The organism is Pseudomonas siliginis (assembly GCF_019145195.1).
Classification (GTDB): Bacteria; Pseudomonadota; Gammaproteobacteria; order Pseudomonadales; family Pseudomonadaceae; genus Aquipseudomonas; species Aquipseudomonas siliginis.
Genome location: NZ_JAHSTW010000003.1, coordinates 191,305 through 211,668 on the forward strand (window position 1 = coordinate 191,305; position 20,364 = coordinate 211,668).

Here is a 20,364-nt window from a genome sequence, read left to right on the forward strand (position 1 = left end):
GAATGTGCTCTGGATTCAGGCCATGCGCCGCAATACCAGCACCATCCCCGCGCCCACGAGGCCCATGCAGGCGATCATCACGGGAAAAGACATCCACCATGGAACGCCGGACGTCATCATGCTGAACTCCGACATGCCACCGATGCTGGCGATCAGGTTCAAGGGAAGGAATACGACGTTGATCAGCGTCAGCTTGCGCAGCGCGCGGTTCATGCTGTTGTTGGCAAGGTTGCCATGCGACTCGATCAGGTTGGCGAACACCTTGGCGTGAATTCTGGCCTGCTGAAAGCTTTGTTCGTTTTCCACGATCAGATCGTTCAGCGCAGCCAGTTGACCGTCGCTGAAGCCCTGACGCTGACCGTGGTTGCGCAGCAGCGTCAGCACCGCTCCGTTACTTTGAATCGCGTTGACGTAGTACACGAGGCTTTCGCTCAGGTTGTACATCTGCGCCAATTGCTGATTGTCCATCGCCCGGGTGAATTGCTGTTGGATCTCCCGAGCGATCTGTTTGACCACGCGCAAATGCCCGAGATAGTGGTGAACGCTTTCTGCGAGTAACGCCATCAGCACGTCCAGCGGCCCGGTCATTTGCGCATCGTGCTCCAACCCCGAAAGCAGCGAGTTGCTCGCGCAAATAACCACCAAGCGTTTTTCGCTCAGCACCACTCCGAAGGACGAAACGTTGAATGCGCGCCCGTCGAAGCTTTCCGGGCGCTTCCAGATCATAAACAGGTGATCTGGCTTGACCTCGATGCGGGCCACTTCATCAGGGTCCAGCGACGACTCTATCGCTTGTGCGCCAATGCCCAGGCGTCTGTGCAAATCCAGTTGCTCGGCTGCGTCCGGGGCGACACACAGCCAGACAGTCGCCTGTTCTCCAGATGTCCTGTGCAGGGCGCCGCAGTCAATGCAATAGCCTTCAATCATTGCTCACCACGCTTGGCCACGGTGTTTGAGCTCGAGCCTTTGCGTGAACGCTTGCAGCACGCGCCGATAAAGTTCGTCGCCCAGTACCGCGTCTTCGATACCCGCATCGAGGTTGGGGTTGTCGTTCACTTCGATCACCAGGACCCGATCGCCCGCCTGCTTGAGGTCGACGCCGTAGAGGCCGTCGCCAATCAGCCGGGCAGTCTGTACGGCGAGCTGCACGACTGCGGGCGGAGCTTGCTCGACGGGCACCGCCTCGCACATTCCGTTGATCTCGCCGGGCAGCGCCTTGTGGTTGTAAATCTGCCAATGCCCCTTGGACATGAAGTATCGGCAGGCATACAGCGCTTCGCCATTGAGCACGCCGACGCGCCAATCGTATTCGGTGTAGCAATACTCTTGCGCCAGCAGCAACACCGAGTGTTCGAATAACTCCTGCGCGGCAGTGGCCAGCGCTTGTGCATCGGCGACCTTGATCACACCGCGTGAAAAGCAGCCATCGGGGATTTTCAGTACCAACGGGAAACCTAGGCGACGCCCTGCGTTTTCGAGTTCCTGCGGACGATCCTTGTAGAGTATTTCCGTTGCCGGCATGCCCAGCCCGCGACGCTTGAGCAGGTCGGCCAGATAGACCTTGTTGGTGCAGCGCAGGATCGACGACGGATCGTCAATCACCACGAGGCCTTCGCTTTCAGCCTTCTTGGCAAACCGATAGGTGTGATCATCCACTCGCGTGGTTTCCCGGATGAACAGCGCGTCGAATTCAGCAAGACGCGCGTAGTCCTTTTTCTCGATCAATTCGACATCGATACCCAGCTGCTCGCCCGCAGCGATGAAGCGCTGCAATGCCTCGGGGTTAGACGGCGGCAGGGCTTCGTCAGGATCATGCAGGATGGCCAGGTCGTAGCGGGCCACACGTTTGGAGGCCGGCTGACGCCACGTTCTGCGATTGAAGGCATCCAGTGCGTCGGCGAAGACATGCTGCTGTTCGTCGCGAAGTTTGTGCAGTGCACCGGCTTTGATGCCTGCGATCTGCCAGCTCTCACCACGGCGGAATTCCACCAGCAGGATAGGGCAGGGGAACGCCTCGAACAGCTGACGGCCGATCTCTTGCAGCGGCTCGATCGAGGCCTTGCCGAAGTACAGCGATAGCGTGAAGGCCTCGGTTTCGCCGTACGGGTGGTTGGCCAGCGCCCGCTCCAGGGTGCGTTGCAGATCATTCAGCCCGACCCCGTAAAGCGCTTTGCGCGCCAGCTCGCTGACGGTGCGTACCGAGGGGAAAACCTTGTGTCCGCGCGCTTCGGCCAGCAATGAGCAGTAATAGCCCTGACCGAGGTATTTGTAATTGCGGCAAAGGTTGATGACCTGGGTGCGATGAGGAAAATCATCGCTGTGTTCAAGGTAATCCTGAGCGAGCATCAGGCTCTCGCTGGGCAGGTAATCGGCCCAGTCATCCTTGCGTTCGACCAGTATGAGCAATCGACTTCCCGAGGGCTTGATACTGGGAGGTTCCTCGCTGAGGGAGATTGTCGAATGCTCGGTTTTGTCTAATACTTCGTTCACGTTGGCTTGCACCGCTGACATGAGTAATGAATCCCTGTTGAAGAAGACGCCGCTTCAATAAATCACGGGCCTTTCGGTCTGTCCCGGTTCGTTACTCAAACTTTACGGTGCGGTCATGTCTTTTGATTTTCGCTTTGCATCCACTGACGATATCGACGATCTGGTCGAATTGGAGCGGATGTGTTTTACCCTCGACCGGTTGAATCAGCGCAACTTCAGCTGGATGCTCAGTCGAGCGAATGCCGCGCTGATTGTCGTCACCTCGGGCGCAACACTTTGCGGTTACGCGTTGGTGCTTTTTCACCGTGGCACCTCACTTGGACGCCTGTATTCGATTGCGGTCAGCCCCGCCTGGCGCGGGCATGAGCTTGGCCAGCGTCTGTTGGAAGAGGCACAGGCCTGCGCATTGGCGCGCAACTGCGCATGGCTGCGCCTGGAGGTGCGCGCTGGCAACAGCGCTGCCATTCGCCTCTACGAAGCCAATGGCTATCAGCGCTTTGCCAGCGTCGAGGACTACTACGAAGACCACTGCGAGGCGTTGCGCTACGAGAAACGCATCCTGCGCGAAACACCAGCACCCGCGCGCCAAGTGCCGTATTACCAGCAAACCACCGAGTTCACCTGCGGCGCTGCGTGCCTGCTGATGGCCATGTCTGCCATCGATCCGACCCGTGCCATGACCCGAGCGGAGGAAATCCAGCTGTGGCGCGAGGCAACCACCATTTTCATGACGGCGGGGCACGGTGGCTGCAGTCCTCAGGGCCTGGCATTGGCGGCCTGGCGGCGCGGTTTCGATGTGCGCCTGGAAGTCAGTCACGCGGGCTCGCTTTTTCTTCACGGCGTACGCAGCATGGAGAAGAAGTCGATCATGAAACTGGTCGAGGATGGGTTCGCCCAGGAACTGGCTGCCACGCGAGTCGAGCAGGTGCTGGGTGATTATCTGCAGATCGGCGCTGCGTTGGCGGCCGGATACAAACCGCTGGTGCTGATCAGCAGCTACCGATTCACCCGCTTGAAAGCGCCGCATTGGGTCATCATCACCGGGTGTGACGAGGATTTCGTCTACTTGCACGATCCTGATGTTGACCACAGCAAACTCAAGCGCGGCCTGGACTGCCAGCACTTGCCGGTCAGTCACCAGGAATTTCTGCGCATGACGGTGTTTGGCGTCCAGCGGGTTCGCGCAGCCGTGATGCTGCGCTCCCGTTGAGGAGGGGTGGCTAGGCGCCGAGCACTTCCTCGCCGATACAGCAGCGATCCCTGCCTTTCTGCTTCGCGGCATAAAGCATTTTGTCAGCCGACTCGATAAGAGTGGCGGGGCTCACTTCATGTTCGGCGGGTTTGCCAACCGCAATACCTGCACTGGCGGTGACGTGACCCAGCGGATGGGCTCTGTGCTCCATCCGTAAGGATCGAATGGCCTCAAGAATTTCCTCAGCCACAAGCGCCGCCCCGCGAATATCGGTGTTGGGCAGCAACACGGAAAACTCCTCGCCGCCATAACGCACGGCGAGATCACCCGGTCGCTTTACCGCTTGCGCAATGGCCTGGCCGACGGCGCTCAGGCAATCATCACCTGCCGCGTGCCCATAGCTGTCGTTGTAGAGTTTGAAGTGATCAACGTCGATCATGATCAGTGAGATCGACGAACCTTGCCGTCTGGCCAAACGAATTTCCTCGACCAAAGCAGTGTCCAGCCGCCGACGGTTGGCCAGCCCGGTCAGGCTGTCGGTCAAGGCCATGTCCTTCATGGCCTGATGTGCCCGGCGCAGATCCTTTTCCATCACCATCCGTTGGCGCAGTTGCCTCAACACAATCAACCCGAAGACCGTGAACGCCGTGATTACCGACATCAACACAAAACCGGTTTTGATCAGGTCCCAGCGCCACGGCGCAATGATCGATTCGCGGGAAAGGCCGGTTTCGACCACCAACGGATAGGTGCTCAAAGCTCTGTAACCGTAAAGACGCTGGGTGCCGTCGACGACGGCTCGGACCTCGGCGATCCCTTGATTGGAAAACGGCAGGTAGTTTTTGAACACCTCACTGTCGGCGAGGCTCTGACCGATGACCGAAGCGATGAAGGGACGCCGCACGAGGATGGTGCCGTTGCGCAGCGCCAGCACCAGTGCACCCTTGTCGTCGATCTTGAAATCGCCGTAATAGTCGACGAAGTAGCTGACCTTGATGGTGCCAAGCAGCACGCCGGCGAAGGAGCCGTCCGGGTTATTCAGGCGGCGGGAAATCGGGATGATCAGGTCGTCTGTGGATTTGCTTTTGACGACATCACCGATACGCACGTTTCGATCGGTGTTGGCGCGGTGATATTGGAAGTAGTCGCGATCGGCATTGTTCGCCGGGTCCGGGATCATTTCCTTGTCGGTGACGATCCATTTGCCGTCCGGGCCGTAGATAAACAGTCCATGCAACTGCGGCATCAATTTGGCCTGCTGCACCAGCAAGTTGTGGATGCGCGCTACGTCGATGTTTTGCAAGCCATCACCTTCGACGCGCTCGCCCAGGGCGGCGGTCAGCACATCGACCTGGCGGATGGCGTCTTCGGCGTGTTGCGCAGTTGCCCGCGCGAGGTTGGTGACCGAATCACGCGCCGACGAGAAGGCTGCATGATAGTCACGCCAGGTTCGCCATCCCTCCACGCCGAGAAACGCCAGAATGACCGTCAGCATGAAGATGACTGTCAGGCGGAAAGCGGCGATCTCGCTGGCAGCTTTGATGGGAGCGGTTTCTGCGGCGTCATGCCCCTTGGTTTTGGGCATCTTACGACCGAGCATTTGAGGGTCCTTATGCTTGTCATCTCTCATCTCTTGAAAGATGACCATCCTTTTCCACCTGGAATTCAATTTACTGCCTTGGCCAGGCTGTCGCGATTGGATCGTTCAAAGCCGTGCCGGGTCAACATCTGTAATTGAAGCGCGCCTTGAGGTGAGACTTGTGAGCGAAATCATCACCGCCGGTGACTTGAACATCGACCTGCGCAATGCCAACGAAACCGGCCTGTTCAAATGGTTGCTGGCGAGTTTTCTGATGGGCAAAAGAATTCAGGGGGCCATTGCCGCCAAGGCGTATCAAGTCATAGTAGAGCAGCATCACCAAGACACCCCGCAAAAGCTCGCGCAGTGTACGCACCGTCAACTGGTGTCGATGCTCGGGCAGGCGCGTTACGTTCGTTACGATGAAAGCACGGCGTCGCGACTGCTCGCATTGGCCAACAAGCTCAACAGCGAGTACGCCGGTAAGGTCGGTAACATCGTGGCGGCGAGCGCGGACCGTAAGGCGCTGGAGAAGCGCCTGTCCGAGTTCGAGGGGATAGGGCCGAAGACCGTTGAGATCTTCATGAGGGAAGCGGCGGCGGTACTTTTCTGAACGCCCGGTTCTGCATTGAAGACGGTGGCAACACTCGGCTCACAGAGCAGCAAGTCTTCCCGCGAGTTCGCGGTCAATGGATGGCTGCCACCTCCGCTTGCTGGACTGTGGCTTCATCGGCGAAATTATTCGGCAGCAGGGTGCCCAAGCCAAATACATTCACCGCCATGCTGACTTTCAATCCTCGACAGGCCTGTTTGCAGTCGAGCTCAAAACCGGCGTATGCGTGCTCCATCAGACGTTGAAAATGTTCAGAGGTCAGTGCCAGGACTTTGCTGCTTTTCATGTGGTTTTCCTTGAGCAAGTGGCGACCCCGATCCGGGGCCGCCGAACGGGGTTCAGACATCTTTGCCTTGCACGTAACCCGAGCCCAGATCAGCACCGGTCACCGGCTCGCTGAGTGGGTCAGACGCCGTGCGGATCTTCATCGCCTCCAGCACTTGTTGGTCCTCAGCCGGAAGGGTGACGGTCGCCAGACCATCGCCGCCGTCCACCGCAGGCTCTGGGTTTTCCACATACTCCCACGCGCCGCCCTCGTTCCACGGACCACGAACGTTGGGCTCGCCAGACATATTGAAGTACTTGTTGGTGAACTCCGGCATGCCCGGCAGTTTGCCCTGCGGGAAGTTCGGCTGGATCGAATGCAGGGCTTTTTCGAAGGACTGTTGATGGGCGATTTCCCGCGTCATCAAGAAGCCGAGCGCCTCTTTGACGCCCGGATCATCGGTGATGTTGATCAAGCGTTCGTAGAGGATTTTTGCCCGTGCTTCGGCGGCAATGTTGGAGCGGAAGTCGGCGGTAGGCTCAGTGATCGAGTCAACGTAAGCCGCCGTCCACGGCACCCCGGCCGAATTGACCAGCGGCGCGCCTGCGCCGTAAAGCAGGCTGGTGATGTGCGAGTCATTGCCGGCGCCATTCAGCGCGCGGTACAGCTCGCCTTCCTCTTGAACGCCCTCGGCGAGTTGACCCTTGGCACCTCTGTTGAGCATGACGATGATCGAGCCGACCACCTCCAGATGGCTCAATTCTTCGGTGGCAATGTCCAGCAGAAGGTCTTTGCGCCCCGGATCTTCCTCGGCCAAGGCTTGGGTGAAATAGCGCGCTGCTGCGGCCAGTTCGCCATTGGCGCCCCCGAATTGTTCCAACAGCAGATTGGCCAGACCAGGGTTGGGCTCCGCCACTCGGACGGTGTACTGAAGTCGCTTGTTATGTATGAACATTCAAATTTTCCTCAGACCAGGCTATCGCGCTTTTGCCCTGGTGGGCGTTAGCGCATGCATAGTTTGTGAGGAGTGGGTGGAGCGGAAATTTCGTTTATTGCAGGCCGGCTGGACGGACGGCAGAGGGCGGAAAGTTCCGGAAACAGGACGGTTGGCTTGACCCGGATCTACGACCAGTGTGGGAGCGAGCCTGCTCGCGAATGCGGTACGTCAGTCACCGATTAGGCGGCTGATCCAGCGCTTTCGCGAGCAGGCTCGCTCCCACCTTGGTTCGTTTGCAATCAAGCGATTTTAAGCGCCCTCAGCACAGGCAGCGTCTGCTCGGCGAAGACCTGCGCCTGTGCGGTCAGCGCGGCGATATTGGCTTCGGCAGTGAGCAGCGGCTGGCCGTTCTCTACCAGCACTTCACCTTGTTCGCTGATCACACTCCACGCCAGTTGCGCCCACTCGGCTGGCTGCTGTTTGCCTTGCTTGATCGAGATCAGGAACAGCTGCTGGAAGCGGCTGACCGTCACGCCACCGCCAGTGACGGGGCTGGCCAGGGTCTGGATGTTGGCGCCGTACAGCGAGCGTTTGCACAGTTGCAGATTGAGCGCGGCGCAGCGACCGCTGACCTGCGACTCGGCGGCCTCGCTCTGGCACGGAGCGACCGCGCCCATACCGATCAGCACGGCCAGGGCTTGTTCGAGGTCGTCGTAAGCCAGCGCAGTCTCGGACAGTAATTGGCGCATGGATTTGGCCGCATAGTTTTGCGCCGCCAAGGCATCGAGCACCGGGCCGTAGATTTCCGCTTGCAGGGTCGCTTCGCCGGCAGGACCGGTGACCGAACCCGCCACGGTTTCCCAGGGTTGCAGCAGCACGAAACGGCTGTGCAGCATCCTCGCCCGGCGTTCGGCAGCGGACAGGCGGGTCGCGCCACGTACGTACAGGTCGCGGCGGAAGTGCTGGTTGACGAAGTAGTCCCGCGCTTGCTCGCGCATGATCGGATGTTCGATGGTTTCCAGAAAGTCCATGCCTTCAGCGCTCAGGTTGAGCGGGGCGACCGAATCCAGCGGCACTGCCGTGGTGGCGTAGTCGAGCTTGGCCGGGGCCAGCGCGTCGACCATGTCGGCGAAGTACATGCAGTTCCAGTCGCGGTTGAAATACTCGTGGGCGACGTAGTGACGATCCTGACCCTTGATGCTCTGCAGCCGCGCGCCGAGACTCGGCGCCGCAGCGGCATACTTCGGATTGGCCGCGAGCAGTGCTTCGGAAAATTGCAGCGCGGCGTCGATGCGCTGGTCGGAGCGCGACGAGGCATTGGCAAAGCGGTCATGCAGGCTGAACAGATTGCGCAGCGGCGCCGACGGCGACCAGCCGGGGAAGCAGTTGTAGCTGACGTAGAGCATGCCGCCCGGTTTAAGGTGACGGCGGGCGAATTCGACGATCAGTTTCTGATTGTCGCGGCTGACCCAGGTCCAGATGCCATGCAGGCTGATGCTGTCGAACTGCGGCAGATCATTGCGCGCCAGCAGCTGTTCGAAGCTGTCGTCATACAGACGCGCGCCATTGTTGGCGGCAGTCGCGAGTTCGATGGCATGGGCCGCCATACCCGGGTGAAAGTCGGTACCGACAAACGAACCCGGGTTGGCGGTGGCATGGATGTTGATCGACACGCCCTGACCGAAGCCCAGTTCGCAGTGCACGCCGTCGTTGCTTTCCAGCGTGGCGAACCCGCGCAACAACAGGCAGTAACGCAGGAACACCGGATTGATCTCCCGGCTATAGCTGTAGGTGTAGCCTTCGTCGGTGAAATAACCTTCGTTCCAGGCGTTGCTCATGGGTACAGCCTCTTGTTCTTGAAAGTGATGGCAGTCTTATAAGGGGTTGTGATTGTGCGCGACAAATTGAAAAAACGGATACTTCCCCAAACCCTGTGGGAGCGAGCCTGCTCGCGAAAGCTTTTTTTCAGTTTGAATATAATCGGCTGACACGCCGCTTTCATGAGCAGGCTCGCTGCCACAGGGATCTTCAACACATTCAAGCAGGATTGTTGGACCGATCACGCACCCCACGGCCCATTCGCGCAGGCATTTTGTCGCCTGCCGAAACTGTCATATTCCCTCCCACTCGCCTGCCCATAGTAACCAGCCCAACGCTGATTTCATGAGGCTGCACTGTGTTCCAACGTCTTCTGTGTTCGCTGTCCGTTCTGAGCCTGTCCATCGCCGCTGCCCACGCGGCCGAGCCTGTCACCCTCGACACGCCGCGCTTGTCCGGCATCGACAACTTTCGCGACATCGCCGGCATCACCACTGCCTACTCCACCGCCCACGACGGCGTTATGCGCAGCGGCGTGTTCTACCGCTCCAACGCATTGACGCCGTCGGCGGCGGATCTGGCGACACTCAATGGTCTCGGCATCAAAACCATTTACGACCTGCGCACTTCCAGTGAAATCGCCGCTACGCCCGACACGATGATCACGGGCGCGACCTATCGCAATATCGACATCATCGGCAGCACCACCTCGGGTGCGGACATCACCAATATCGCGTTCCACAGCGCCGCCGAAGCGGTGGCGATGATGGAGGACACCAACCGCGCTTTCGTCAGCGATGCCGGCATGCGCGGGCAGTTCGGCCAGTTGTTCAATGAGCTGGCCAGTGTCGACGCCGCGCAGCTGTTCCACTGCACCGCCGGCAAGGACCGCACTGGCTGGACCGCCGCCGTGTTGCAGAGCATCGCTGGCGTCGATGAGGCGACGATCATGGCCAATTATCTGGCGACCAACGACTACACCGCCGCCCGTGTCGCCGCGACCTTGAAAGCGCTGCCGCCGAGCATGGCCGCTGTCTACGAGCCGCTGCTCGGCGTGCAGGCCAGTTACTTGCAGGCCGGTCTCGACCAGGTCGCCGCCGAGTACGGCAGCATGGACAACTACCTCAAGCAGGGCCTCGGTCTGTCCCAGGAAACCATTTACGTACTGCGCGGCAAACTGGTCGAGTACAGCAGCTTGCCGGGGCAGGCCGGGCTGATCGGCAATGCCGCCGCTGGTGCCGAATTGCTGCGGCAGTTGCAGAACTCCGAGCTGTCCGGCACCTACAGCGCCTACAACTACTACCTGCAATCGGCGATCGACGCCGGCAGTCTGGGCGGTGTCGAATCTCAAGTCGGCGGTCAGGTTCACGCTGATGCGGCCAGCTACCTGCTGCGGCAGAACGCGATGATCGAACAAGCCGCCGCACCGTTCGCCAGCGGCAGCGATCTGAAGATCGGCCAATACCGCCTCTGGACCACCGCGCTTGCCGGCTACCTCGGCACGGACGGCTCGGCCCATGCCGAGAGCAGCAACGAACACAGCCAGGGCCTGATGCTCGGCATTACCCAGCGCTTCAGCGAACAACTCAGCGCACGCGGCGGCTTTGGCTACAGCAAGGGCAGCGTGGGCGGCGCGGGTGGCGAGGCCGATACTGACTTCACCTTCCTCAACCTCGGTGCGCGTTACGGCCTCACCAGCCTTGAGCGCGGCATGTTTGTCGATGCCAACGCCAGCGCCGGTTACGTCGACTACGACAGCAAACGCGAGCTCGGCGGTGGTCTCGGCACTGCCAAGGGCGACACTCACGGCAATCTCACTGGCGCGACCGTGGCGTTGGGCTATCGCCTGCCGCTGAGCAGCGTGATTGTCGAACCGAGCCTGGGCTTTCGCGTCAGTCATCTGGACTTGCAAGGTTTCAAAGAGAAGGGCAGTGAGCTGGCGCTCGACGTCGATGGCATCAAGCAGACCCGCCGCAGCGCGGTGGCCAATCTCGACGTGTCATTTGCCCCGATGGCCGTGGGTGCGTGGCAGTTGGTCCCGGGCGTTCGCGTGGGCTATGAACGTGCGCTCGGCGATCAGCAAGTCGACAGCGAAGGCCACCTGCTGGGGCTGGATATCGAGCAGCGCGCGGCGTTCGACAACCGCGATCAGTTCAGCGGCGGCGTCAACTTGATGGCCAACCTCGGCGCCCTGAGTGTGGGCGCTGAGGTCGGGGCCAACGGTGGCGGTGACAGCCATGGTTTCAATGGCGGACTGAAAGCCAGTTACGCGTTTTGAACACAGCGAGCCCGGCAGGTTGCCGGGCTCTTGCGCTCAAGCATGCTGCGCACGCGAAGGTTGCTGTGTGCGTGCCGGTGGCGCGGTGGGTTCGGGCAGCGAGGCGACATGCACGGTGCGCGCCGGGAAGGCGAACGTCGCGTCCAGCTCGGCCACCGCTTCCATGATTGCCAGATTGATGCGTTGCTGGACGTCCATGTAGACGTTGTAGCTGGCGTCCAGAACGATATATACCGTCTCGAATTCCAGCGCGCTTTCACCAAAACTGCGGAAATGGCAGCGGTCGAAGCGGGCCTGTTTTTCGTTCTTGATGATGCTTTCAACGCGTTGAGTGATCTGGCGGATCTGTTCGCTGGTGCACTCGTAAGTCAGACGAAACTCGAACACCACTCGACGCTCCTGCAAGCGTTTGTAGTTCTGAATGGTGCTGCCGATCATGTCGGCGTTGGCCATGACAATCTGCTCACCGCCGAGACTGCGGATGCGCGTGGTCTTCAGGCCGACGTGCTCGACCGTACCGGCCAGCGTGCCGACGACGATGAAATCACCCACCTCAAACGGCTTGTCGACGGCAATCGACAGCGAGGCGAACACGTCGCCGAGAATGTTCTGCACCGCCAGCGCCACCGCGATACCGCCGACACCGAGGCTGGCGACGAACGCAGTGATGTTGACGCCCAGATTCGACAGCATCGCCAGCAGAATCACCGCCCACAGCAACACCTTGACGCCCCACAGGCTTAAGGTCGCCAATGCGCTCGCCTGAAAAGAGCCGGTCGCGTTATGCCGCGAAAAATAGCGATGCAACCCCAGCGCCAGCGCGCGGTTGGTCCACAGGCCGACCTGCAACGCCGCCACCACAAACCATAAACTGCTGACCCGCCCGAGCCAGCGCTCCGGCAAGTCCAGCAAACCGATACCGACCAGAATCGACGCCAATAGCAGCAACGTGGTGCTGGTCGCCGCCAGCACTTCGCTGGCCATGTACGTCAGATGCCCATTGCCGGCAGTGGCCCGCGCCTGCACCTTGCGGAAAACGAAGCGGATCGCCGTGGTGGTCAGCAGATAACTGAGCGTTGCGGCGAGCAACGCCAAGACCCAGTTCGCCAATGAAATTCCTAAAATCGTGTGAGCCGTGAAAAAGCCGATGAAATCCTCGGTCATGGAAACCCCCTTGCGAAGCCTGCACCGACGCGCGCAGAAACGCACCGTCGGTCGCAGCCAGGTAAACGCCGCTTGAATCGGTGGTGCCGTCAAACGACCTGTCTGGGTTAGTCGCCCTGAGATTCCTGCTGTTCAATCAAATGCAGGTTTAACCGGACCGAATGGTCAACGCCTGGCCTTCAACTCCGCTGGGCTTACGCCGTAAGCGCTTTGAAAATACTGACAAAAGCGCCCGACATTACTGAAGCCAAAGCTCAACGCCACCTCCGTCACAGAGCTTGCATGCCCGCGCACCAACGCTTCATAGGCGCGCTGCAAACGCACCTGCCGCTGATACGCCACGATCGACATCCCGACAAAACGCCGAAAACCTTCCTGCAAGGCGCGCTGGCTGACATGGCTCAACCGCGCCAGGTCCACGCCACTGACCAACTGCTGCGGATGCGCCTGAATAAACTCCATCGCCACCTTCACATGTCGCGGCGCCACACACGGCGCCGGCCGCCGTAATGCCTCGGTGAAATTGTGCGGCCACGCCTCCAGCACCGCATCGATCAACATCTCGCGCAACCGTGACGGCATCAGCGTGCCGCTGTTGATCAAGGCATCGAACTCAGTGCCCGTGGCCAGATCGATCAACGCCTTGAGGCCCTGAAATGCCGGGGTATTCAGATCCACGCGTGGCTCAAACACGATCTTCTGCACGACCGGTTTCTCCAGCAGCGCCGACAACCGCTCGGTGAGCTGCTGACGATTGATCGAAATCCCGTGGTGCGCGTGATCATCAACAAAGCGCATCGAACGGATATCCGCCTTGTCGATCGCCAGACCGATGTGCGCCATGCCAATGGATTCAGTGACGTGGTTGAAAACGATCTTGCCGGCGGTGGGGATGACGAAAGTGATTTCGTTCTGCGGATCGGGGAGGGCGACGCTGAAGTCGCCGTGGTAATGCATGCGCCGGAAACTCACCCCGTCGTGCCGCCCGTAGACACCGCCGATGATGATGTTGGAGGGCGGCGGCGGAGTATCGGCGTAGCGGTTGCCAAAGAGTCTGGAGAACAGGGCGCCGAAGTCGGAAGAGGTGAGGTTGTCGGAGCGCAGGATGATCTTTTGGCGGGGTGGGCAGGTGGCGGTGATGGGCGGCATTTTGGAATGCGGGCTCTTGGGGCGACGGGAGGGATGAAGATTAGGAAATTGGCGTGACTGTCTGGTGACAAGGCTTTGGAGCATCGTTTGCTTTCGACTTCAGCGGTCATTTCTGATGGCTCGCTATGGGCGGAAATCGCCAATTGGGCGCCAGCACTACATAGTTAAGTTAAATAGTGTGAGTTCGCAAAATTGAATGGCGGCGACGCTACCGAACTAAATCGAATTGTGTCCGATTGCTTTACAGTTTGGGGGTGGATAGGTGGGAGTGCTATTGGCTTTATAGTAATCGAATATATTGTCGATCCGTTCCGTGTCTAATATAAGTCCGGTACTTCTATAGCGCTTCAATAAGCGAAAAGGTGATAGTTATGCAAAAGCTCCTTTTTTGTGCGGTTGCCATGCTATTTATGATTGGCTGCGCTTCGTCCGGTAATCAAGCTGCGCTCGACGCCCATGCGGACGCGCCGGCGACCGCAAAGCAGCTAACGGGCAGCGAAATAAAAACTACGGTCATAGGCCGAAAATATTCCAGCGTAACGTCCACTGGTTATCCTTTCTCTCAAGTATTAAACGCTGACGGAACTGCACAAATTCAGATCTCCAGCGAGTCCATGCAGTCAGGAAGTTGGGTGATTACGGGGGATGTGATCTGCGTTGCCTATCAAAAATACGGTAAGGAATGCAGCAGGGTTTTAACAGACGGGGGCTCGATTTGGTTCGTTGACAGTACGACGAATAAAACCCACAACAAATTTATCGCCAACTAGAGCGGACATCATTTTGAGAGCGGGTAGCGGCTGCTTCACGCCTGGTTCATATCAGGTATTGAAAGAACGACGCCACTGACTGGGCGTAACCTTTTCCACCTGCCGAAAGGCCCGATAGTAAGAGTTGACGTCGTCATAACCAAGAAGATACGCCACCTCTTTGAGCTCCAGGCTCTTATCAGCCAGCAGGTGCAACCCCACTTGACGCCTCGCCTCGTTGAGCAGTGCGTTGAAGGTCGTGCCCTCGGACGCCAAACGGCGCTGCAAGGTTCGCTCGCTCTGCAACAGTTCTCTGGCGAGGTGTTGCAAACTTGGCCGTCCGTTCGCCAGCGTGCGCTTGAATATTTCAATGACCTGCTCACAGAAGCCAACCGGCGCCTCGATTGCGCGTAATGCGGCATCGAGGCCGGGGCTCATCATGTGCAGCACCTGCGCATTGTGGTGCAGAAACGGCCGCTCAAGATCAGAGGCGCTCACGATCATCTCGTCATGGCTGGCGCCGTAGTTGATGGGACAGGCGAAATAATCCGAGTGAGTTTCCAGCGGTGGCTTTGGCCGCCGCAAGCTCAATGACATAGGCGTGATGTGTTTTCCGGTGCCTCGTCGACCGAGCTCCAGTACCAAGGCAAAACACGCCTCCACTGAAAGATAGGGCGCAGGCCCCGTGCCGGATGGCCACTGAATCGTGAATGACACAGTGTTCTGGTGCTCGACCATGGATAATTTGTCGGGACTGCACAGGCGCTGCAAGCGCGCCAACCGCGCAAGTCCGTCGCGATAATCAGCAGCATATAACGCCGTGATGAACGCCATTTTGTGCTTCGCACTGGGCGTGTCGCGAACCATTTTTATCGCCAAAGCGGGATCTGCCGAAAGCGCCTCAATGGCGTTCCAGACAGCGAACAACTGCTGTGTGCTGACAAAGGTCGATTCGTTCAGATAAAGGTCATGGGGCAGTTCAGCATGTTGCTCAATCAACGAGGGATCCAGTCCCAGCTGCGCTATTGATTCCCAGAATACCCTGGGTAATTTACACCGCTCGGCGCTGGTGTGAAGGTGCGGCATTTCCAGACTCCGAACTGCAGGATAGCGGTGATGCGTGATGCAATGCGCCGCCAATGGCGCGTTCTGCAAGTATTCTGGCGGAAGGCGCCCACAGGCTCATACCGCTTCGCTTTTACCATTGTCGTCAACACACCGAGCCAAAAGGAGCTCACGATGACAATGACTTTCTATACCAACCCCAATTCTCGCGGGCGCATGGTGCGCTGGATGCTCGAAGAAATCGGCTGCGCGTATGAGACGGTGATCATGGATTACCAGTCGAGCAGTCAGGCTGACCGTTGGGGCGGTGCTGCGCTGGCAGTGCCAACGATGGCCGATGCTGATGATCGGCGTGTCGGCTTTTTTCGCGACGTGAACCCGATGGGAAAGATCCCGGCCCTGGTGCATAACGGGCAAACCATAACAGAAACTTCCGCCATCTGTGCGTACCTGGCGGAGGCATTTCCCGAAGCCGGGCTGGTCCCGGTGGCAGCGGAGCGCGCCGCTTATTACCGGTGGATGTTTTTCGCTGCGGGGCCGCTGGAGCAGGCGGTCACCAACTACCGCGCCAGTTTCAACCCGACGCCGGATCAGGAGTTTTTCTTTGGCTACGGAAGCTATGAGCGCACGGTCGATCAGCTTGAGCGCGCGGTATTGGCGCATCCGTTTATCGCCGGGGAACGCTTCACCGCTGCAGACGTTTATGTTGGCTCCCACATTGGCTGGGGGTTAGGCTTGCAAACCTTGCCGCCCAGGCCTGCGTTTCTCGCCTATGTCCAGAAGTTGACCAGCCGCGACGCCTACAAACGTGCGGTGGCCAAGGATGAAGCGCTGTTGGGGGCCAGATGACTTATGCGCCTGCCATGATTTTTCAGAAAACTCAGGGAATTTGATAATGCCGCTCAACCGACTCGATTTCACCACACGCTTGCTGATCGATGCGGGCGTTAGTGAAGGGATGCGAATCCTGGACGTAGGTTGCGGTTCGGGTGATGTTTCGTTTTTGCTGTGTGATCTCGTGGGAAGAGGCGGGGAGATCATCGGCGTTGATCACGATGCCGCTGCCATTGCCGTTGCACGCCAGCGCACCGCAGGACATGCGCTGACCTTTCTTGAGGGAGACCTCTTGGAATTGCCAGACTCTATCGGCAGTTTTGACGCCATCGTCGGCAGGCGTGTCCTCATGTATCAACCGGATGCGGTGGCGACGATCCGAGCGCTGTCGAGATGTCTACGTCCCGGCGGGATCATGGTCTTCCAGGAACACGATACGACGATGGCGCCTGCCAGCGTCGAGCCTTTCCCTTTGCATGCAAGAGCGCAACGTTGGTTACAGCAAATGCTTGCTCGCGAAGGAGCGGATTTGCACATCGGGTTCAACCTGCACGGCATTTTCACTCAGGCAGGCTTGACCGTTGAAAGCGTGCGAGCCGAGTGCCTGGTACAAACGCCTGATACGCCGTACAGCCTTGGCGCCATCGTTCGAGCATGCTTGCCGCGAATCATTGCGTTAGGGGTGGCCAGTGCAGAGGAGGTCGACATTGAAACGTTGCAGACGCGTCTGGATCAGGAGCGATCAGCTTCTTCGGGTATCTACGTCGGTGATGTGATGTTTGGGAGTTGGGCTCGGAAAAATTGACGTTTTGGGAGGAGGATATACCGCGGATGCGGTGGGAAAGTGCGACGCTTGGAACGACCCACTGTGCCCGCTAGTCGTACCTGTCTACGAACATTTTTACAGGTACGGCGCAATGGATAAGACAATCACCGTGGATCAACTGGCAACCACTGATCTTGAATCAATCAACGAGATATGGCTCGGCGGGACTCATACCCAGTTATGCCTGTGGCGTGGAGAGCAAGTCTTCACCCACGAAATGCTCAGCGAGGGCACCCATGACCAAAATGTTCGCCGCCTGTGCTTGCAGTTGGTTGACCCTGACGATCGAGACGCAGTGGCCCGGGTTGAGGCGATAGCGCGCGAACGACTGGAAGAAATGGGCAAGCAGGGCGAGTTTTATCCGGCCGAGGAGGCGGACACTCGTCAATAGCCGCTCCGCATCTGATGAAAAGCTCTGCTGCTAAAGCAGCGCCTCAAGCGGGCTCCTCAACCCTGCGTACATCCCCCAACGAATCACGCTGCATCGACTGCAAATTCTTTTCAATGGTTTCGCACAGCGCTTCCATTTGAATCTGGTGTTCGCTGTGGCGGAACGGACTCTGCAGATCGGTGCCGATGCGCTCGATGGCCAGCAGCATGAACCCGACCACAGTCGACGCCAGCGGCGTGAACCAGCCGAGGGATTCCACCAGACCTATCGGGACGATCAGGCAGAACAGCGAAATGAACAGCCGTGGGAAATACACATAAGGGTAGGGCAGCGGGGTATTGGCGATCCGCTCCATGCCGCCTTGGCTGTTGGACAGATCCACTAGGGTCGACTCGAGCCGCGCCAGGCGAATACTGTCCAGATGCCCGGCCTTGTATTCGCGAGCGAGCAGAGTCGCCGAGCCGGTGAGGATATCGTTGGCAAAGTTATTGGTTGTGCCACTGCGGGCGAATTCTTCGGCGGGAATAAACGCGCGCACCTCGTCGGGACATGGCTGGCCCTGTAGGTGCGCGGCGAGGCAATTCACGTAGGCCACGTGGCGGCGCAACAGCGTGGATTTGACCGGGTTCACCTCGCCACCAGCGTCGTCCAGCAGCGTCAGCACCTGCCGGGCGAAGCTGCGGGAATTGTTGATCATCGACCCCCACAGCGTCCGCGCTTCCCACCAGCGGTTGTAAGCGCTGCTGTTGCGAAAACTGATCAACACGATCAACGCCGAACCGAGCAAGGTCAGCGGCATCAACGGCAGGTTCAGCTTGGCGTTGAGAAACAGCATGAAGTCGACGGTGACGGCGATGTCCCAGAGCAGCAACCAGAACAAAGACCAGCCCACGTAGCCGAGGGTCTTGATGATCAGACGGTATTTTTTGACGATGGCAGCTTTCAAACGGAAACCTCGTGGCGAGCAGTTTGCTTAAACGCTTAAGCTCGGACGATGCCATGCACCCGCAGTTCCCTGGTGGGGCGGTCAGCCGTCAGTCAGTCTGCAAAGTCTGGCCCTGTGCAGGGCAAATGCTTTCAAGAAAAATCCTCGTCTCTCGATTCGACCGCAGATGAACCACCCGGCAAACCGATGGCGCCGTTGACACGAATTGGCGCATTTTGGCTCGCGAGGTTTTTCTCGTCCGCCACATGAACTTTAGAAACTCCGGCAGATTCGCCAGCTGTTCGGGGCAGTTTTCCGGCAAGTCGGGGCGAGACTGACCGTGGTTGAGCAGCGTTCTACGCAGGACGCGCAAGAATCGAAGCGGTGGCGAACGATCGATCCAGATCAGCAGATCTGCACGGGCGACGCGATTTTCCCAAGTTGTCGAATGGCCACCTTCGAATATCCAGCGATCACGCGCCTCGACTTCCAGGCAGAGTCGGGTCTTCTCATCCGGGCTTCGCTCGATCCAGCCTGGCTGCCAATGGATCGTGTCGATATGCACGACCGGCAACCCCGTGCGCTCACCAAGCCTGCGCGCCAACGTACTTTTGCCAGACCCAGGCTGACCAACAATCATCACCCGTTGCATCGAAGCTCCTTCTCGCTCTGCAAGCTGATTTTTTGGGCGGGCGATTCTACGGCAATGCCTGTCTCAGTCAATGACCGTTGAACGCTACGCTGGGTTTTGCCGCGCTCCCGCCACACTGGCTCGGCGGTCCGCCCGCTCGCCGAGCCGCCATCCCAGCAGCCCCCACAGCAGTGCACACAACGCGCCGACCAGCGCTGCCATGCCTGCACCTTGGCTGAGGGCGTCCAGCGCGCTTTTCGCCCAGGCACTGATGGCATCGCCGGCGCGGTAGACCACGGTGTCGATGAAGTTCTTCGCCTTGTACTTGCTTTCGGCATCGAGCGGGGCAAACAGCATCTCTCGGCCTGGACGCACGAAGGCGTATTCACCGATGCGGCGCACGATCATCAGCGCGGCGATCAGGCCAAAGCTGGGCGCGAAGATCAGCCCGATAAACCCGGCACACATGACCAGCGGCACCATGGCCAACAGCACGCCGACGCCGAGCCTTTGCGCGAGGCGTCCAGTGATGAACAGCTGACAGAGCAGGGCGCCCGCCTGCACGACAAAGTCGATGATGCCGAACACGCGCACCTGCGCCTCGCGGTCCGGGAAGTGTTCGGCGACGATGCGTGCCTGCTCGAAGTAAAGGAAGGTGGAGACTGTCGCCAGCAGCACCACAAAACCGCAGATGCCGAGCAGATAGGGTGATTTCAGAACGGCCGTCATACCGCTGAACGGATTGCCGGGCAACGGCCTGCGAGGGCTTTCGCTCGGCGCGGCATCGGGGCGTCCTGCGCCACCCCGTTCACGCCAGCGCATCAGCTGGCGTTTGAACCACATCGCAGCGGCCAGCAGAACAGCGGCCAGCAGCATCAGGCCGGACTCACCCAGCGGACCGATCAGCAAGGCGCTCAGCGCAGGGCCACTCAGGCCGCCGACGCTGGCGCCCGCCGCGATGAACGCGAACAGACGTTTGGCCTGGGCACTGTCGAATACATCGGCCATCAGGCTCCAGGCGACCGATACGACAAACAGGTTGTAGACCGATATCCACACGTAAAACACGCGCGCCAGCCACGGGCTTTCTTCGCCGAGGAACAAGGCGGCGAACAACAGTAGGTTGGTGCAGAAGAATCCGTACACCCAGTCCACGAAATGCAGGCGCGGCACGCGTGCGCTGAGCCAGGCGAACAGCGGCACGGCCGCCAGCATGACCAGGAAGGTCGCGGTGAACAGCCACTGCAAGTTCTCGACGCCGGCAGTGATGCCCATCGATTCGCGGATCGGGCGGAGCATGAAATAGCCGGCGAACAGGCAGACGAACAGCAGAAAGCCATTGAGCGCAGGGCGCAGCTCGTGAGCCTCTGCATTGATGATGGCGCCGGCGCGGTGGGCGAGAAGAGACATATCCATGTTGCGCTCCTGTGGGAGTGGCGGGGCAATGGCACGGAGCCT

Annotated in this window: 19 protein-coding genes; 7 read left to right on the forward strand and 12 right to left on the reverse strand. The window is 59.3% G+C overall.

The annotated features are described in order from the left end of the window. Window positions 1–15: 15 nt before the first annotated feature. On the reverse strand, window positions 16–927 hold the full coding sequence (locus KVG87_RS08325; RefSeq protein WP_217850160.1) for a magnesium transporter CorA family protein: 912 nt from the start codon (window positions 925–927) through the stop codon (window positions 16–18). A 3-nt stretch (window positions 928–930) separates the two neighbouring features. After that, the gene (locus KVG87_RS08330; protein WP_071171957.1) at window positions 931–2,511 is read right to left on the reverse strand and encodes a RimK family ATP-grasp domain-containing protein; all 1,581 of its coding nucleotides are present in this window, start codon (window positions 2,509–2,511) and stop codon (window positions 931–933) included. A gap of 94 nt (window positions 2,512–2,605) precedes the next feature. Here KVG87_RS08330 and KVG87_RS08335 point away from each other — a divergent pair, with 94 nt between their 5' ends. Beyond that, window positions 2,606–3,700 (forward strand): GNAT family N-acetyltransferase/peptidase C39 family protein, encoded by a 1,095-nt coding sequence (locus tag KVG87_RS08335; RefSeq protein WP_217850162.1) that lies wholly within the window; start codon window positions 2,606–2,608, stop codon window positions 3,698–3,700. A 10-nt stretch (window positions 3,701–3,710) separates the two neighbouring features. Here the strand turns inward: KVG87_RS08335 and KVG87_RS08340 are convergent, their stop codons facing one another. After that, window positions 3,711–5,282, reverse strand: a complete 1,572-nt coding sequence (locus KVG87_RS08340) for a sensor domain-containing diguanylate cyclase (protein ID WP_217850164.1) — start codon at window positions 5,280–5,282, stop codon at window positions 3,711–3,713. Between the two features lie 160 nt (window positions 5,283–5,442). Between KVG87_RS08340 and KVG87_RS08345 the strand changes: the two genes are divergently transcribed. Next, the gene (locus tag KVG87_RS08345) at window positions 5,443–5,874 is read left to right on the forward strand and encodes an HhH-GDP family DNA glycosylase (protein WP_122692058.1); all 432 of its coding nucleotides are present in this window, start codon (window positions 5,443–5,445) and stop codon (window positions 5,872–5,874) included. A 73-nt stretch (window positions 5,875–5,947) separates the two neighbouring features. Here KVG87_RS08345 and KVG87_RS08350 read toward each other — a convergent pair whose 3' ends face one another. The 3 genes from KVG87_RS08350 to KVG87_RS08360 form a co-directional block, all read right to left on the reverse strand. Continuing rightward, complete coding sequence (locus tag KVG87_RS08350) at window positions 5,948–6,160, reverse strand: hypothetical protein (protein WP_217850167.1); 213 nt, start codon at window positions 6,158–6,160, stop codon at window positions 5,948–5,950. Window positions 6,161–6,212: 52 nt separating this feature from the next. Continuing rightward, window positions 6,213–7,094, reverse strand: a complete 882-nt coding sequence (locus tag KVG87_RS08355; protein ID WP_217850169.1) for a manganese catalase family protein — start codon at window positions 7,092–7,094, stop codon at window positions 6,213–6,215. Window positions 7,095–7,375: 281 nt separating this feature from the next. Then, entirely contained in the window at window positions 7,376–8,914 is a 1,539-nt protein-coding gene (locus tag KVG87_RS08360; RefSeq protein ID WP_217850172.1) for a methyltransferase regulatory domain-containing protein, read from the reverse strand. Between the two features lie 338 nt (window positions 8,915–9,252). Between KVG87_RS08360 and KVG87_RS08365 the strand changes: the two genes are divergently transcribed. Then, window positions 9,253–11,172, forward strand: a complete 1,920-nt coding sequence (locus tag KVG87_RS08365; RefSeq protein WP_217850173.1) for a tyrosine-protein phosphatase — start codon at window positions 9,253–9,255, stop codon at window positions 11,170–11,172. Between the two features lie 36 nt (window positions 11,173–11,208). Here KVG87_RS08365 and KVG87_RS08370 read toward each other — a convergent pair whose 3' ends face one another. Next, window positions 11,209–12,336: a mechanosensitive ion channel family protein gene (locus KVG87_RS08370; RefSeq protein WP_217850174.1), complete on the reverse strand. Its 1,128-nt coding sequence runs from the start codon at window positions 12,334–12,336 to the stop codon at window positions 11,209–11,211. Window positions 12,337–12,501: 165 nt separating this feature from the next. Further along, entirely contained in the window at window positions 12,502–13,485 is a 984-nt protein-coding gene (locus KVG87_RS08375; RefSeq protein ID WP_217850175.1) for an AraC family transcriptional regulator, read from the reverse strand. 371 nt (window positions 13,486–13,856) lie between these two features. Here KVG87_RS08375 and KVG87_RS08380 point away from each other — a divergent pair, with 371 nt between their 5' ends. Continuing rightward, window positions 13,857–14,255, forward strand: a complete 399-nt coding sequence (locus KVG87_RS08380; RefSeq protein WP_217850176.1) for a hypothetical protein — start codon at window positions 13,857–13,859, stop codon at window positions 14,253–14,255. 51 nt (window positions 14,256–14,306) lie between these two features. Here KVG87_RS08380 and KVG87_RS08385 read toward each other — a convergent pair whose 3' ends face one another. Beyond that, complete coding sequence (locus KVG87_RS08385; RefSeq protein WP_217850177.1) at window positions 14,307–15,320, reverse strand: AraC family transcriptional regulator; 1,014 nt, start codon at window positions 15,318–15,320, stop codon at window positions 14,307–14,309. A gap of 30 nt (window positions 15,321–15,350) precedes the next feature. On the opposite strand from KVG87_RS08385, the gene KVG87_RS08390 reads away from it, so the two are divergent. The 3 genes from KVG87_RS08390 to KVG87_RS08400 all read left to right on the forward strand — a co-directional run bounded on the left by KVG87_RS08390 (window position 15,351) and on the right by KVG87_RS08400 (window position 17,350). After that, window positions 15,351–16,148, forward strand: a complete 798-nt coding sequence (locus KVG87_RS08390) for a glutathione S-transferase family protein (protein WP_225930809.1) — start codon at window positions 15,351–15,353, stop codon at window positions 16,146–16,148. Window positions 16,149–16,194: 46 nt separating this feature from the next. Further along, window positions 16,195–16,938, forward strand: coding sequence for a methyltransferase domain-containing protein (locus KVG87_RS08395; RefSeq protein ID WP_217850179.1), 744 nt, complete (start codon window positions 16,195–16,197; stop codon window positions 16,936–16,938). A 112-nt stretch (window positions 16,939–17,050) separates the two neighbouring features. Further along, a complete protein-coding gene (locus tag KVG87_RS08400) occupies window positions 17,051–17,350 on the forward strand; it encodes a hypothetical protein (RefSeq protein WP_041480484.1) in 300 nt (99 codons plus the stop codon). A 43-nt stretch (window positions 17,351–17,393) separates the two neighbouring features. Here the strand turns inward: KVG87_RS08400 and KVG87_RS08405 are convergent, their stop codons facing one another. The 3 genes from KVG87_RS08405 to KVG87_RS08415 all read right to left on the reverse strand — a co-directional run bounded on the left by KVG87_RS08405 (window position 17,394) and on the right by KVG87_RS08415 (window position 20,322). Next, the gene (locus KVG87_RS08405; protein ID WP_024012629.1) at window positions 17,394–18,296 is read right to left on the reverse strand and encodes a bestrophin family protein; all 903 of its coding nucleotides are present in this window, start codon (window positions 18,294–18,296) and stop codon (window positions 17,394–17,396) included. 88 nt (window positions 18,297–18,384) lie between these two features. Beyond that, a complete protein-coding gene (locus KVG87_RS08410) occupies window positions 18,385–18,927 on the reverse strand; it encodes a P-loop NTPase family protein (RefSeq protein WP_217850180.1) in 543 nt (180 codons plus the stop codon). Between the two features lie 84 nt (window positions 18,928–19,011). Next, window positions 19,012–20,322: an NTP/NDP exchange transporter gene (locus KVG87_RS08415; protein ID WP_217850181.1), complete on the reverse strand. Its 1,311-nt coding sequence runs from the start codon at window positions 20,320–20,322 to the stop codon at window positions 19,012–19,014. Window positions 20,323–20,364: the final 42 nt, after the last annotated feature.